This window comes from Archangium violaceum, from assembly GCF_016859125.1.
Classification (GTDB): domain Bacteria; phylum Myxococcota; class Myxococcia; order Myxococcales; family Myxococcaceae; genus Archangium; species Archangium violaceum_A.
On record NZ_CP069338.1, the window covers coordinates 9,053,965 to 9,070,695 of the forward strand.

Consider the following 16,731-nt stretch of genomic DNA (forward strand, 5'->3'; position numbering starts at 1 on the left):
CCCTCGCCTGCAGACCGGATCCGGGGAACGCAAGATGCTCATCGGACACCTGGTCTCTAATTGACCTAAACTGCACAGATGCGTAGGGAGTGAAACTCCTGACCCGCTCGTCCACTCTCCCCGACATGGATCATCGCGCCCGACTGACGAACGCGTTGCTTGCGATCAAGAAGCTGCAGGGAGAGCTCGAAGCCGCCGGGCGTTCCCGGCGCGAGCCCATCGCCCTCATCGGCATGTCCTGCCGTTTTCCCGGTGGCGCCGAGGATCCCGAGACCTTCTGGCGGCAGCTGCGCGAGGGCCTGGATGCCATCCGCGAGGTGCCTCGGGAGCGGTGGGATCCGGACGCCTGGTACGATCCGGATCCGGAGGCTCGGGGGAAGATCCTGACGCGCTACGGTGGGTTCGTGGACGGGCTGCGGGACTTCGATCCGGGCTTCTTCGGCATCTCGCCTCGAGAGGCCGCGGCGATGGATCCCCAGCAGCGGCTGGTGCTGGAGGTGGGCTGGGAGGCGCTCGAGCGCGCGGGCGTGGCACCGGATCGACTCGGTGGGAGCCGGACCGGGGTGTTCGTCGGCGTGGGGTTGGACGACTTCTCGCAACTGCACCTGCGCGCCGGAGACGTGGAGGCCCTGGACGTCTACAGCGGCACCGGCGCCGGCCTGTGCTTCACCGCGGGGCGTCTGTCGTTCGTCCTCGGGTTGCAGGGCCCGAGCCTCACGGTGGACACGGCGTGCTCGTCCTCGCTGGTGGCGTTGCACCTGGCCTGTCAGAGCCTGCGCGCGGGGGACTGCCGCATGGCCCTGGCGGGTGGCGTGAACGTCATCCTCTCGCCCGAGGTGAACGTCTATCTGTCCCGGGCGCGGGCGATCTCCCCGGACGGGCGGTGCAAGACGTTCGACGCGGCGGCCGACGGCTACGTGCGCGGCGAGGGCTGCGGAATGCTGGTGCTCAAGCGCCTGTCCGATGCCCAGGCCGATGGTGACACCATCCTGGCCGTCATCCGTGGCTCGGCGGTGAACCACGACGGCGCGAGCAGCGGGCTGACGGTGCCCAATGGCCCGGCCCAGCAGGGCGTCATCCGCGCGGCACTGGAGAACGCCGGGTTGGAGCCGTCCCGCGTGGGTTACGTCGAGGCCCATGGCACCGGCACCTCGCTGGGAGATCCCATCGAAGTGGAGGCGCTCGCGGGAGTGCTGGGTGCAGGGCGTTCCCAGGAGCGGCCGCTGCTCGTTGGCGCGGTGAAGACGAACATCGGGCACCTGGAGACCGCGGCCGGAATGGCCGGAGTCATCAAGGCCGCGCAGGCGGTGCGGTATGGGGAGGTTCCTCCCAACCTGCACCTGCACACGCCCAACCCGCTCATTCCGTGGAGCGAGTTGCCCGTGAAGGTGCCCACCGCCCTGACGCCGTGGCCGGCCGGGGATGGGCCGCGCGTGGCGGGGGTGAGCTCCTTCGGCCTGAGCGGGACGAACGCGCACGTGTTGGTGGAAGAGGCGCCACCCTCCGAGCCCCTGCCGGTGGAGGCCACGCCTCGCCCACAGCACCTGCTCACCCTGTCCGCGCGAGACGAGGGTGCGCTGCGGCGGATGGCGGAGCGGTATGCGCGCGATGTGGCCGCCCACCCGGAGCGGTCGATCGCGGACGTGTGCTTCACCGCGAACACCGGGCGCGCGCGCTTCGTGCACCGGGCGGCGATCGTCGTGGCGTCCCATGAGGAGCTGCGCGAGAAGCTGGAGGCGGTGGCGGGAGGGGAAGAGCGCGCCGGAGTGGTGCGAGGGCAGGTCGCGCGAGGGAAGAAGCCACGCGTGGGGTTCCTGTTCACAGGGCAGGGAAGCCAGTACGTGGGCATGGGCCGAGAGCTGTACGAGACGGCGCCCGTGTTCCGGGAGGCACTGGACAGGTGTGAGGAGATTCTGCGCCCGCTGCTGCCAAGGCCGCTGCTGTCGGTGATGTTCGGGCGGGAACCCGGAGACGGGGAGCTGCTGTCGAGGACGCAGTACACGCAGCCGGCGCTGTTCGCGCTGGAGTACGCGCTGGCGGAGCTGTGGCGCTCGTGGGGAGTGGAGCCGCAGGTGGTGCTGGGCCACAGCGTGGGAGAGGTGGCGGCGGCGTGTGTGGCGGGAGTGTTCAGCCTGGAAGACGGGCTGAAGCTGATAGCGGAGCGCGGAAGGTTGATGCAGTCGCTGCCAGCCGGTGGAGCCATGGCGGCGGTGTTCGCGCCCGAGGAGAAGGTGAGGGAGGCGCTGGCGGGCCAGGAGGCGAAGGTGTCGGTGGCGGCCTTCAACGGGCCGGGCGAGACGGTGATTTCGGGAAGCGGCGAGGGCGTGGAGGCAGTGCTGGCGAAGCTGTCAGCGGAGGGAGTGAGGGCGAAGAGGCTGGTGGTGTCGCACGCGTTCCACTCGCCGCTGATGGAGCCGGTGCTGGAGGCATTCGGGAGGGTGGCGGAGGGAGTGGGGTACGCGGAGCCGAAGCTGAAGCTGGTGGCGAATGTGACGGGGAAGGTGGCGGAGGCCGGGGAGGTGACGAGAGGGGAGTACTGGCGGAGGCACGTAAGGGAGCCGGTGCGATTCGCCCAGGGCGTGAAGGCGCTGGTGGAGGCGGGGGTGGACGTGGTGGTGGAGGTGGGCCCGAAGGCGACGCTGCTGGGGATGAGCAAGCAGTGCGTGGCGGAGGGAGGCCCGGAGTGGATGGCCTCGCTGAGGGAGGGGCAGGGCGAGTGGAAGCAGATGCTCTCGGCGCTCGGAGCCCTGTGGGTACGGGGCGCGGAAGTGGACTGGGCCGCGCTGGAGTCCGGAGCGGCACGGCGCCGCGTCCAGTTGCCCACCTACCCGTGGCAACGCCAGACGCACTGGGTGAAGCCGCCTCGTGTGAGCCGCTCGTCCTCGCGGGTCTCCGGAGCGCATCCGCTGCTGGGTCGCCGGGTGCGCTCGCCCGCGCTCAAGGAGCAGCTCTTCGAGAGCGAGATCTCCGTCGACTCGCTGCCCTTCCTGGATGATCACCGGATCTACGGCACCGTCGTCGTCCCCGGTGCGAGCCACGTCGCGATGATGCTCTGCGCGGCGGCCCAGGTGTTGGGGCCGGGGCCGTGCTCGATCGAGGATGTGACGTTTCCGAGGGCCTTGCGGCTGGAGGAGGGCGAGACGCGAGCCCTGCAGCTCGTGTGGAGCCCCGAGGGTTCGGGCGCGGGCTGCCGCGTCTACAGTCGTGAGGCCGGGAACGCCGAGGAGCCCACGTGGTTGCTCCACGCCACGGGCACCGCACGCCGCGTCACTCGCGTGGCCGAGGCACCTCCCGTCGGCACCCCGGAGCTGAAGGACATCTCTCCCGAGGGCTTCTACCAGAACGTCCTGGAGCGCGGCATCGCGCTCGGGCCGGGCTTCCAGTGGTTGAAGCGCATCCAGTGCCGCGAGGGCGAGGCCTGGGGCGAGCTGCACTGTCCGTCTTCCATCACGGATGCTCGGCACTACCCGCTACACCCCACGCTCATCGACGCGTGCATCCAACTCTTTGGTGCCACCTGGCTCGTGGATGGCTTCGACTCCACGGCCTATGTGCCGCTCGGCCTCGAGGCCTTCCACTTCCACGCTCCTCCGAGTCCGGTCCTGAAGGCCCGGGCCGTGCTGCGTCCGGGAAGCTCGCCCTCGAAGGAGCGCTTCACGGGTGACGTGGTGGTCCTCGACGAGGGCGGACGCGTGGTGGCCGAGCTCGTGGGGCTCAGCGCGAAGCGGGCGCCTCGCGACGCGCTCATGCCGTCGAGCCGCGAGCAGTGGCTGTACGCGCTGGAGTGGCAACGCGCCACGCTTCCGGCTCCCGCTCCCGAGGCGGAGCTCGGGGGATGGCTCATCGTCGGTGAGCCACGGGGGCTCGGCACCTGGCTGGCCGAGGCACTCCAGGCGCGAGGCCAACGGGTGGTGCTCGCTCCTCCAGACGGAGAGGTACTGGAGCCGCTGCGCTCCGGCACGGCGTCGTGGGGAGTGGTCTCCCTGGAGGCGCTGGAGATGCCCCCGCCCGAGTCGCTCTCGGCCGAGGCCCTGGATGTGGCCGAGGCGCGGCTCTGTGGCGGCACGCTGCGTCTGGTACAGGCGTTGGCTCGCAGCGCGGTGCGTTCTCGCGTGTGGTGGGTGACGCGCGGAGCACAGCCCGTGGAGGGCTCGGGCGTTGCGGTGGCACAGGCGCCTCTGTGGGGCATGGGGATGGCGCTCGCGGCCGAGCACCCCGAATGGCGGGCCTCGCTGGTGGACCTGGATCCCGCGGGCTCCGAGGAGGAGTCCGCGCGGGCCCTCGCCGACGTGCTGCTCGCGGGAGGGAGCGAGGATCGCGTGGCCCTGCGCGGTCCGGAGCGTTTCGTGGCGCGGCTGGTGGCCCGTCCCGAGAGCGCCCGCCCCGTCGCCGAGCCCGCGCCGGTCCGGCTCCAGGTGGCGTCTCGCGGCACACTCGAGGGCCTCCGTCTGGAGCCCATGACCCGCCGCCCACCAGGCCCCGGTGAGGTGGAAGTGCGCGTGCGCGCCACCGGCCTCAACTTCCGTGACGTGCTCAACGCCCTCGGCATGTACCCCGGGGATGCCGGGCCGCTCGGACTGGAGTGCTCCGGAGAGGTGGTGGCGGTGGGCGAGGGCGTCCAGGGGCTCGCGCCCGGGGACGCCGTCATCGCCATGCCTCCGGGTTGCTTCGCCACCCATGCCACCTCGCGCGCGGACTTCGTCGCCCGGCGGCCCTCGTGGATGAGTGACGCGGAGGCGGCGACGCTGCCCATCGCGTTCCTCACCGCCGACTTCGCGCTCGCTCGCATCGCCCGGATGAAGGCGGGAGATCGGGTGCTCATCCATGCCGCGGCCGGTGGTGTGGGCCTGGCCGCCGTGCAGCTCGCGCAGAAGGCCGGTGCGGAGATCTTCGCCACCGCCGGCAACCCGGAGAAGCGCCGCTTCCTGGAGTCGCTCGGCGTCCGGCACGTGATGGATTCGCGCTCGCTCGGCTTCGCCGATGAAGTCCGGGCTCGCACGGGTGGGCGTGGGGTGGACATCGTCCTCAACTCGCTGGCCGGAGACTTCATCCCGCGCAGCATCGAGGTGCTGGCTCCGGGCGGGCGCTTCGTGGAGATCGGCAAGACGGGCATCTGGAGCCCCGAGCAGGTGGCGCGGCTGCGCGGCGATGTGTCCTATGCCGTCTTCGCGCTCGATGCGCTCGCCGCCAGCGAGCCGGCCCGGGTGGCCGAGGCCTTCCGCGAGCTGATGCCGCGCGTGGAGTCCGGAGAGCTGAAGCCGCTGCCCCATCGCGTCTTCCCGCTCGAGCAGGCCCCGGACGCCTTCCGCTACATGGCGCAGGCCCGGCACATCGGGAAGGTGGTGCTGACGCAGGCGGCGGAGGCGGTGGTTCGCGCGGAGGCCTCGTACCTCGTGACGGGTGGCCTGGGCGGACTGGGCCTCGCGGTGGCCCGGTGGTTGGTCGAGGAGGGGGCACGGCATCTGGTGCTCATGGGGCGCAGCGCTCCCTCGGAAGAGGCCCGTGCCGTGCTCGGTGAGCTGGAAGCCGCGGGAGCCCGGGTGCGTGTGGTCTCGGGGGATGTGGCGGATGCCGGCAGCCTCGCCCGCGTCCTGGCGGACATCGATCGCTCCCTGCCTCCGCTTCGAGGCGTGTTCCACCTGGCCGGTGTGCTCGATGACGGCATGCTGGTGCAACAGGGCTGGGAGCGCTTCCAGCGGGTCCTCGCTCCCAAGGTGCGGGGCTCGTGGAACCTTCACCTCGCCACGTGCGAGCGGCCCCTGGACTTCTTCGTGTTGTTCTCCTCGGGCGCCTCGATGCTGGGCTCGGCGGGGCAGGGCAACTACGCCGCGGGCAACGCCTTCCTCGACGCCCTGGCTCATTTCCGCCGCGCGCGGGGACTGCCGGCGCTCAGCATCAACTGGGGCCCGTGGGCCGAGGGAGGCATGGCCTCGCGTGTGACGCTCGATCGCTGGGTGGCCCGAGGCATGGGGCTCATCCCTCCGAGCGAGGGCATGCGGTTGCTCGGCGCGTTGATGCGCCAGACGTCTCCGCAGCTGGGCGTGCTCCCCGTGCACTGGGACACCTTCGTCCAGGGCGCCGTCCCGCCCGTGCTGTCCGGGCTCGTCTCTCGCTCCTCCCGCACGGTGGAGGTGCCGGCGGCGGTTTCCTCGGGGCCCTCGCTGCTGGAGACGCTCGCGGAGGCGGTGCCCTCGCGGCGGCGTGGCGTGGCCGTTGCCCAGCTGCAGGAGCAGGTGCGGCGGGTGTTGCAGCTCGGAGGCCCGGTGGATCCGAAGCAGCCACTGCGCGAGCTGGGGCTGGACTCGCTCATGGCCGTGGAGCTGCGCAACGCGTTGGGCAAGGCCGTGGGCCGCACGCTGCCCGTCACGCTGTTGTTCGATCACCCCACGCTGGACGCGCTCGCGGAGCTGCTTCTGGGCATGGTCCCCGCGGAAGCGCCCGAGGCGCCAGCGGCTCCGGCGGAAGCGACGCCGTCCTCGCTGGACGGACTCACGGAAGCACAGGTGGAGGCCCTGCTCCTCGAGGAGCTGGAGCGTCTCAAGTACTAGCGAGCCCAGGCCCGGAAGAGAGAACGAGCACATGAGCACCGGATCAGGAACGGGAGAGGCGAGCCCCGCGCTCAAGAGAGCACTGCTGGCGGTGCAGGACATGCGTGCCCGCCTGGAGGCCATGGAGCGTGCTCGCACCGAGCCGATCGCCGTGGTCGGCCTGGGTTGCCGCTTCCCGGGTGGAGTGAACGGGCCCGAGGCCTTCTGGACGCTGCTGCGCGAGGGGCGCGAGGCCGTCACCGAGGTCCCTCCGAGCCGCTGGGACGTGGACGCCCTGTACGATCCGGATCCGGACGCGCCGGGGAAGATCGCCTCGCGGTACGGCGCCTTCGTGGAGGACGTGGATCGCTTCGACGCGCGCTTCTTCGGCGTGTCGCCGCGCGAGGCCCAGAGCATGGATCCGCAGCAGCGCCTGCTGCTGGAGGTGAGCTGGGAGGCGCTGGAGCACGCGGGGCTCGCCCCGGACCGGTTGGCGGGCAGTCGCACCGGCGTCTTCGTGGGCATCAGCGGCAACGACTACCTGCGCTTCCTCTTCGCGGACCCCGAGCGGATCGACGCCTACGTGGGCACGGGCAACGCGGACAGCGTGGCCTCGGGACGCCTGTCGTACCTGTTGGGGCTGAAGGGCCCGAGCCTCTCCGTGGACACGGCGTGCTCGTCCTCGCTGGTGGCGGTGCACCTGGCCTGTCAGAGCCTGCGCCGCCGCGAGTGCGACGTGGCGCTCGGCGCCGGGGTGAACCTCATCCTGGCTCCCGAGGTGTCCATCAACTTCTCCAAGGCGCGGATGCTCGCGCCGGATGGGAAGTGCAAGACGTTCGACGCGGCGGCGGATGGCTACGTGCGCGGCGAGGGCTGCGGCGTGGTGGTGCTCAAGCGGCTGGCGGACGCGCTGGCCAGTGGTGACACCGTGCTGGCCGTCATTCGCGGCTCGGCGGTGAACCAGGACGGGCGCAGCGCCGGGCTGACCGCGCCCAACGGACCGTCGCAGGAGGCCGTCATCCGCGAGGCCCTGTCCGACGCGGGGCTCAAGCCCTCCGACGTGGGATACGTGGAGGCCCATGGCACGGGTACCTCGCTGGGAGACCCGATCGAGGTGCGGGCGCTCGGCTCGGTGCTCCGCGAGGGACGTGAGGCGGGCAGGGCGTGTCTCGTCGGCTCGTTGAAGACGAACATCGGCCACCTGGAGTCGGCCGCCGGTGTGGCCGGGCTCATCAAGGCGGTGCTCGCGGTGCGGCACGGGGAGATTCCCCCGCATCTGAACTTCCACCAGCCCAGCCCGCACATTCCCTGGAACGAGCTGCCGGTGTCGGTGCCCACGGCGTTGACGCCGTGGTCCGTGTCCGGTGGAAAGCGCGTCGCCGGAGTGAGCTCGTTCGGTTTCAGTGGCACCAACGCGCACGTCATCGTGGAGGAGCCGCCCGCGCCTGCCTCGGCGCCCGTGTCTTCCGTGCGGCCCGCGCATCTGCTGGCGCTCTCGGCACGAGATGAGAAGGCGCTGGTCGAGCTGGCCGGACGCCATGCCGAGCGGCTCGCGGGAGAGCCCTCGCTGGCGTTGGCGGACGTGTGCGCCTCGGCGAATACGGGGCGTGCGCACCTGGGGACCCGGCTCGCGGTGGTGGCCGGGAGCACCGGGGAGCTGCGGGAGAAGCTCGCGGCCTTCGCCGCCGGGGAGCAGCCCGCGGGCGTCCAGAGCGGCGGCCTGGAGAAGCCCGAGGCGCCCGAGGTGGCGTTCCTCTTCACGGGACAGGGCAGCCAGTACGTGGGCATGGGGCGCGGCCTGTACGAATCGGAGCCCGTGTTCCGCGCAGCGCTGGAGCGGTGCCAGGAGCTGTTGCGCCCGCTGCTGCCCAGGCCGCTGCTGTCGGTGATGTTCGGGCTGGAGCCCGGCGATGGGGAGCTGCTGTCGAGGACGCAGTACACGCAGCCGGCGCTGTTCGCGCTGGAGTACGCGCTGGCGGAGCTGTGGCGCTCGTGGGGCGTGGTGCCGCACGTGGTGCTGGGCCACAGCGTGGGCGAACTGGTGGCCGCGTGCGTGGCAGGGGTGTTCAGCCTGGAGGACGGGCTGAAGCTGATCGCCGAGCGCGGGCGGTTGATGCAGGCGCTGCCGTCCGGTGGGTCCATGGCGGCGGTGTTCGCGCCCGAGGCGCAGGTGAAGGCGGCGCTCGCGGGTCATGAGTCGGCGGTGTCGCTGGCGGGCCTCAACGGCCCCGGCGAGACGGTCATCTCTGGCAGCGCCGAGGGCGTGGACGCGGTGCTCGCGAGGCTGGCCGCCGAGGGCGTGAAGGGGAAGAAGCTGGTCGTGTCCCATGCGTTCCACTCGCCGCTCATGGAGCCGATGCTGGAGGCGTTCGGCGCGGTGGCCGCGAAGGTGACGCACCAGACGCCGAAGCTGGAGGTGCTCGGCAATCTGACGGGGCAGGCGCAGCGGGAGTTCACGGCGGACTACTGGAAGCGGCACGTGCGCGAGCCGGTGCGCTTCGCCGACAGCATCCGAGCGCTGTTCTCCCAGGGCGTACGGGTGCTGGTGGAGATCGGCCCGAAGCCGACGCTGCTCGCGCTGGCGCAGCGCTGCGTGCCCGAGGGGGAGGGGCTCTGGGTGCCCTCGCTGCGGGAGGGGCAGGACGACCTCCGGCAGGTGCTCTCCAGTCTCGGAGCGCTCTATGTCCGGGGCGTTCCGGTGGACTGGGCCGGACTGTCGGGCGGAGCCGTCCGCCGCCGCGTCTCGTTGCCCACGTACCCCTTCCAGCGGCAGTCCTACTGGGTGGACCGGCGTGAGGGTTCACAGGTCCGTTCTCCCAGCGGACGCTCGCATGAGTGGCTCCATGAGCTCTCCTGGGTAGAGGACGGGACGCTCGCCTCGAACACCTCGGGCCCGGTGGAGGGACGGTGGATCGTCCTGGCCGATCGCGGCGGCGTGGGTGAGGCGCTCGCGGCGAAGCTGACCGCTGGTGGTGCCTCCTGCTCGGTGGTGCCCGCCGGGAGCGAGACGCCGGAGGAACTGGAGCGGAAGCTCGCGGCGGTGTGCTCGGAGGGGACGGCTCCTCGGGGCGTGGTGTACCTGGGTGGCCTGGACGCCGCTTCCGGTGAGCAGGCGGTGCCCGTGGAGGCTGGCGCGGCGGTGCGGGGCGCGCTGGCGGTGGTGAAGGCGATCGCGAAGACGGGCGCGGGCTCGAAGCTGTGGATCGTCACCCGGGGCGCTCAGCTCGTTCGAGGTGCTCCGGTGGCGGTGGCTCAGTCTCCGCTGTGGGGGCTGGGTCGTGTGATCGCGGCGGAGCACCCGGACCTCTGGGGCGGGCTGGTGGACCTGGCGCCCGGTGCTCCCGAGGCGGAGATCTCCGCGCTGTGCAGCGAGCTCTCCTCATCCCGCGAGGCGCCCCAGGTGGCCTTCCGTGAGGGGTACCGTTGGACGGCCCGGCTGGAGGCAGGCGCCTCGGTTCCATCTACCGCGCCCCGGTTCGAGGCCGAGGCGACCTACCTCGTGACGGGAGGACTCGGCGCGCTGGGCCGCCGGCTCGCTCGTTGGCTGGTGGATCGGGGGGCGCGTCACGTGGCGCTGGTGGGACGCCGGAGCCCCTCCGATGAAATCGCCGCCGAGCTGCGCGCGCTGGAGGAGAAGGGCGCTCGTGTCACCGTTCTCCAGGGCGACATGGCCCGCGCCGAGGACGTGGCGCGCGTCATGGGCTCCATTCAGGGCGCGTTGCCGCCGCTCAAGGGCATCCTCCACGCGGCGGGTGTGGTCGATGACGGCGTGCTGCTCCAGCTCACGCCCGAGCGGGTGGAGCGGGTGCTCTCGCCCAAGGTGGCGGGAGCCTGGAACCTGCACCTCGCCACGCGAGAGCTGTCCCTGGACTTCTTCGTGTTGTTCTCCTCGGCGGCGGGGCTGCTCGGCTCGCCGGGGCAGGGCAACTACGCGGCGGCCAATGCCTTCCTGGATGCGCTGGCGCACCTCCGCCGCGCCAATGGCCTCCCCGCGCTGAGCATCGCCTGGGGTCCGTGGGCCGAGGCGGGCATGGCGGCCTCGCTCGACGAGCGGAGCCTCCAGCGGTGGGCCCGTCGCGGCATGGCGCTGATCGCTCCGGCCGAGGGACTCTCGCTCCTGGGACGGCTGCTCTCCGCCGGACGCGCCAGCGAGGTGGCGGTGCTGCCCATCGACTGGGAGAAGTATCTCGCCTCCGCACCGGGCGGTGTGCCCTCGATGCTCGCGGGGCTGGCCGAGCGCTCGCGGCGTGCCGCCTCCGCTCCCGCCCCCGTAGTGGAGTCCGAGCTTCGCAAACGGCTCGAGTCCGCGCCGTCCGGCAATCGCGCCGACGTGGTGCTCGACTTCGTGCGCCGCGAGACCGAGCGCGTGCTGGGCCTCGATGGCTCGCGGCCCCTCGAGCTGCACCGGGGCCTGTTCGACATGGGCCTGGACTCGCTGATGGCGGTGGAGCTGCGCAACCGGCTCCAGCGCGCCGTGGGCGGCGAAGTGGCCCTGCCTCCCACGCTCATCTTCAACCACCCCAACATCCAGGCCCTGGCCACGTACCTGTCCGGGCGCCTGCTGCCCGACGAGGCCTCCACGCCCACGCCGTCCGTGGCGCCCCGTGCGGAGCGGGACGAGCCCATCGCCATCGTGGGCATGGGGTGCCGCTTCCCGGGTGGCGCGAACAGCCCCGAGGCCTTCTGGCAACTGCTGCGCGAGGGCCGCGACGCCATCGTGGAGGTGCCTCCGGAGCGCTGGGACCGCGACGCCTGGTACGACCCGAACCCCGAGACGCCCGGGAAGATGTCCACGCGCCACGGTGGCTTCCTCCGGGACGTGGACCAGTTCGATCCGGAGTTCTTCGGCATCGCCCCGCGCGAGGCCAACAACATGGATCCCCAGCACCGCCTCCTGCTCGAGGTGGCCTGGGAGGCGCTGGAGCACGCGGGGATCGCGCCGTCGCGGCTCGCGGGCAGCCGCACCGGTGTCTTCGTGGGCATCAGCGGCACGGACTACGCCCAGCTCCAGCTCCGCCGGGGAGACCCCTCGCGCATCGACGCGTACTTCGCCACGGGCAACGCGCTGAGCGCGGCGGCGGGCCGAGTATCCTACGTGCTCGGGTTCCAGGGGCCCGCGCTGGCCATCGACACGGCGTGCTCGTCCTCGCTGGTGGCGCTCCACACCGCCTGCCGCAGCCTGCGCGCGGGCGAGTGTGAGGTGGCGCTCGCCGGTGGCGTCAACCTCACGCTGCTGCCCGAGACGAACGTCAACCTGTCCCGGGCGCGCATGATGGCGCCCGACGGCCACTGCAAGACGTTCGACGCGGCGGCGGACGGCTACGTGCGCAGCGAGGGTTGCGGACTGCTGGTGCTCAAGCCGCTCTCGGCCGCGCTCGCGGCGGGGGAGCGGGTGCTGGCCGTCATCCGGGGCTCGGCGGTGAACCAGGACGGGCGCAGCGTGGGGCTCACCGCGCCCAACGGCACCGCGCAGGAGGCCGTCATCCGCGAGGCCCTCGCCAACGCTGGCGTGAAGCCCGCGCAGGTGGGCTATGTGGAGGCCCATGGCACCGGCACCTCGCTGGGAGATCCCATCGAGGTCCGCGCGCTCGGGGCGGTGCTCTCGGAGGGGCGCTCGCCCGAGGAGCCCTTCCTGTTGGGCTCGGTGAAGACGAACGTGGGCCACCTGGAGTCGGCCGCTGGCGTGGCCGGGTTGATGAAGGTGGTGCTGGCGTTGCAGCACGGAGAGCTTCCCCCGCACCTCCACTTCAAGAAGCCGAACCCACGCATCTCCTGGGACGAGATTCCGGTGCGCGTGGTCACCGAGCTCACGCCCTGGCCCGCGGGGCCGAGGAAGCGCATCGCCGGGGTGAGCTCGTTCGGGTTCATCGGCACCAACGCGCACGTGGTGCTGGAGGAGGCCCCGGCCCAGCCCGAGGCGGAGACAGCGGCCACGCCCGAGGATGAGACGCCGCATCTGCTGGCGCTGTCGGCCCGCACGGACGAGGCCCTGCGCGAGCTGGCCGGCCGCCATGCGCGGTACCTGGAGCAGGAGCCCGGGGCCCGGCTGACGGACGTGTGCCTGTCGGCGAACACGGGGCGCTCGCACCTGGCGCGGCGCGCGGGCGTGGTGGCTCGCTCGGCGGACGAGCTGCGGGAGACGCTGGAGCGTTTCTCCGAGGGCGAGAAGCCAGACGCGGTGTTCACGGGCGAGGCCGTGGATCCGAGCCGCCGTCGCGTGGCCTTCCTCTTCACGGGGCAGGGCGCGCAGTTCGCGGGCATGGGGCGGGGCCTGTACGAGTCGGAGCCCGTCTTCCGCGAGGCGCTGGACAGGTGCGACGAGCTGCTGCGTCCCCGGCTGGAGAAGCGGCTGCTGTCGGTGCTGTACCCGGCGGGCGGAGAGGCCACGCCGCTGGACGAGACGCGGTACACGCAGCCGGCACTGTTCTCGCTGGAGTACGCGCTGGCGGAGCTGTGGCGCTCGTGGGGCGTGGTGCCGCACGTGGTGCTGGGCCATAGCGTGGGCGAGATCGCCGCGGCGTGCGTGGCCGGCGTGTTCAGTCTGGAGGAGGGACTGTCGCTCATCGCCGAGCGCGGGCGGCTGATGCAGGAATTGCCGCGCGGCGGAGCGATGGCCGCGGTGTTCGCCACCGAGGAGAAGGTGCTGCCCGCGCTGGTGGGCCACGAGACGTCGGTGTCGCTGGCGGGCCTCAACGGGCCTGGCGAGACGGTCATCTCGGGCACGGCCCAGGGCGTGGACGCGGTGCTGGCGAAGCTGGCGTCGGGGGGCATCAAGGCGAAGAAGCTGATGGTGTCGCACGCGTTCCACTCGCCGCTCATGGAGCCGATGCTGGAGACGTTCGGCGCGGTGGCGGCGAAGGTGACGCACCGGGAGCCGACGCTGGAGGTCCTCAGCAACCTGACGGGACAGGCGCAGCGGGAGTTCACGGCGGACTACTGGAAGCGGCACGCACGTGAGCCGGTGCGCTTCGCCGACAGCATCCGCGCCCTGCATGCCCAGGGGGTGGAGCTCTTCGTGGAGATTGGCCCGAAGCCGACGCTGCTCGGACTGGCGCAGCGCTGCGTACCCGAGGGTCATGGCCTGTGGCTGCCGTCGCTGCGCAAGGGCAAGGAGGACGGGCAGCAGATGCGAGAGAGCCTCGCGATCCTCTACGCGCGCGGCGTGGAGCCCCGATGGGAGGCCCTGGAGCGCGGGGCGGGTCGTCGGATCTCCCTGCCCACGTACCCGTTCCAGCGGCGCCGCTACTGGCTTGATGACGCACCTCCCGCTCGTCCCGCCACTCAGGCCGTGGTGACTCCGGCGCCCGTGTCGCGTCCGGGCGAGCACCCGCTGCTGGGCCGCCGTGTGTCCTCGCCCGGCATGAAGGAGATCCTCTTCGAGTCCTGCCTGAGCGTGCGGTCGCCCCGGCTGCTCGATGATCACCGCGTGCAGGGGCTGGCGGTGGTGTCCGGCCCCACCGAGGCCTCCATGGTCCTGGACGCGGCGGCGCGGGTGCTCGGGCCGGGGCCTTCGCTCATCGAGGAGATGGTCATCCAGGAGGCCTTCATCCTCCCGGACGAGGGCTCGCGCACGGTGCACACCGTGATTACGCCCCAGGGCTCCGGCGAGGCGGCGTTCCGCATCTCGAGCTGCAAGGCGGGCGACGAGCAGGACGCGAGCGCCTGGCGGCTCCACGTCAGCGGCAAGGTGCGCGGTGCCCCGGAGGGCGGCACGGAGGGCGCTGCCTCTCCGTCGTTCGAGGAGGTGCGGGCGCGCTGCACCGAGGAGATTTCCCGCGAGGACTTCTACCGGATCGTCTCGCCCAAGGCGGCGTTCAAGTTCGGCCCCACCTACGAGTGCATCGAGAAGGTCTGGCGCCAGGAGCGCGAGGCGCTGTGCTGGATGAAGCTGCCCGAGGTCGTGTCGGGCGACGAGGCCTCGAGCTACCGTATCTACCCGAGCATGCTCGACGCGTGCTTCCAGCTCTTCATCGCGGCGCGCTTCGGTGTGGCGACGGGCATGGAGACGGGGGACGGGTGGGTGCCCTTCGGCATGCCGCACCTGCGCTTCCACGACTTCCGAGGCGGGCGGTTGTGGTGCCACGTGTCGGTGGAGGATGACGGCTCCAGCGGCAAGGAGACCGTGCGCGGGCAGCTCCGGCTGTTCGACGAGTCAGGGGCCCTGGTGGCCTGGGGTAGGGATCTCATCTTCAAGCGCGCCCGCCGCGAGGCGCTGATGCGCGTGCGCGCCACGCTCGAGGGCCTCTCCGACTGGTACTACGAGCTGGAGTGGCAGCCCTCGGAGGCCCCGGCTGGTGGACGTCTGGAGGGTCCGTGGCTGATCCTCGCGGATCGCGGAGGCACGGGGGCCGCGCTGGCCGACAAGCTCGCGGTCGCCGGAGCCACACCGGTGCTCGCCTTCGCGGGCGAGGACTGGAGCGTTTCTGGCGACGGGCGCTACACCGTTTCGCCCTCGCGACCGGCGCACTTCGCCCGGATCTTCGAGACGCTGCGAAGCTCCGGTGGCTCCCCTCGCGGCGTGGTGCACCTGTGGAGCCTGGACGCCCCGGCGAACGCGAACCTCACCCCCGAGGTGCTCGGGTCCGTTCGCGAGCGGTCCGTGGCTTCCGCCCTGCACGTGCTCCAGCAGCTCGCGCGAGGCGGGAGCGGTGGCGACCGGTCGAAGCTGTGGGTGGTGACGCGCGGCGCCCAGGCAGTGGGTGGGACGTCCTCCTCGGTGGCGCAGTCGCCGCTGTGGGGAATCGGTCCCGTCGCGGCGCTGGAGCTGCCCGACCACTGGGGCGGGTTGATCGACCTGGAGCCCACCGCGCCCGGTGACGAGGTGGCGGGGCTGATCGCGGAGCTGGCGCACCCGGCGGCGGATCAGATCGCCCTCCGTGGAGGCCGGCGCCATGTGGCCCGGCTGGCGCGCAGCAGGAAGAGGGATTCCGGTCCGGAGTCTCCGGTGGTGGAGGCCCAGGCCACGTACCTGGTGACGGGAGGACTCGGCGCGCTGGGTCTGCAGGTGGCTCGGACGCTGGTGCGGCAGGGCGCGCGACACCTCGTGTTACTGGGGCGCACTGCTCCCTCGGAGCAGGCACGTGAGGCCTTGAAGGCGCTGGAGGCATCCGGCGCCCGGGTCGAGGTGCTGGCGGCGGATGTCTCCCGGCGCGAGGACGTGGAGCGAGTGCTGAAGCACATCCGCGAGTCCCTGCCTCCGCTGCGAGGCGTGGTGCACGCGGCGGGCGTGCTCGCGGACGGGGTGCTGCTGGAGCAGACGTGGCCGCGCTTCGCCGAGGTCTTCCCCGCCAAGGTGGAGGGCGCGTGGAACCTGCACGTGCTCACCCGAGACCTGCCGCTGGACTTCTTCATCCTCTTCTCCTCGGCGGCGTCGCTGGTGGGATCGGCGGGACAGGCCAACTACGCCGCGGCCAATGCCTTCCTGGACGCGCTCGCGCACCTGCGGCGCTCCGAGGGCCTGCCCGCGCTCAGCATCAACTGGGGCCCGTGGTCCGGCTCGGGCATGGCCGCGGAGGTGGCCAGCCGGCGTTGGGCCGATCGGGGCGTGGACCTCATCACCCCCACGCAGGGCGCGCAGCTCTTCCTGGCGCTGCTCGGCCGGAGGGATGTGCCACGGCTCGGTGTGATGTCGGCGCGCTGGGCCCGTGTCCTCGAGCGCTTCGCCCCGGGCGAGGAGCCGAGGGTGCTCTCCGCCCTCGCGCGCGAGGTGCGGCCCGTGGTGAGGGACTCCTCGCCAGCCCGGAACGAGACCTCGGAGAAGAGCGACTTCCTCGCGCAGCTCGAGCAGGCCCAGCCCAAGCGCCGCCGCGAGCTGCTCCGCCAGGGCGTGGAGAAGTGGAGCGCCGAGGTGCTCGGCCTCCAGTCCATCGATACGCGCAAGCCGCTCTTCGAGCTGGGCCTGGACTCGCTGATGGCGGTGGATCTGCGCAACCGCCTCCAGCGCGCGGTGGGCGTCAGCCTGCCGCCCACGCTCGTCTTCGAGAACCCCACCGTCGACGCCATCGTCGAGCTGATTCTCGGCCAGGTGTTCACGGCGACCACTCCGCCCGATTCCGTGGTGCCCGTGTCCGCCTCCCTGTCGAGTTCCTCCACGCGCCAGGGCCCCGAGCTTCCCGAGAACCTGGACACCCTCTCCGAGGCCGAGCTGCGCAAGCTGCTCGACGCGGAGCTCGCGGCCGCCACCGACCTCATCGAGTCCTGAACG

At 71.9% G+C, this 16,731-nt stretch carries 2 protein-coding genes; both read left to right on the forward strand.

The window, feature by feature from the left end:
* Nucleotides 1-89 precede the first annotated feature (89 nt).
* Nucleotides 90-6,548: a type I polyketide synthase gene (locus JQX13_RS55675; RefSeq protein ID WP_203404412.1), complete on the forward strand. Its 6,459-nt coding sequence runs from the start codon at nt 90-92 to the stop codon at nt 6,546-6,548.
* Nucleotides 6,549-6,579: 31 nt separating this feature from the next.
* Nucleotides 6,580-16,728 carry a type I polyketide synthase gene (locus JQX13_RS38565; RefSeq protein WP_203404413.1) on the forward strand — a complete coding sequence of 3,383 codons (10,149 nt, stop codon included), beginning with the start codon at nt 6,580-6,582 and terminating at the stop codon, nt 16,726-16,728.
* Nucleotides 16,729-16,731 lie beyond the last annotated feature (3 nt).

What these genes read in the sequence shown, in the direction of transcription:
- JQX13_RS38565 (WP_203404413.1), top strand. Translation starts at nt 6,580, where the DNA reads ATGAGCACCGGATCAGGAACGGGAGAGGCGAGCCCCGCGCTCAAGAGA.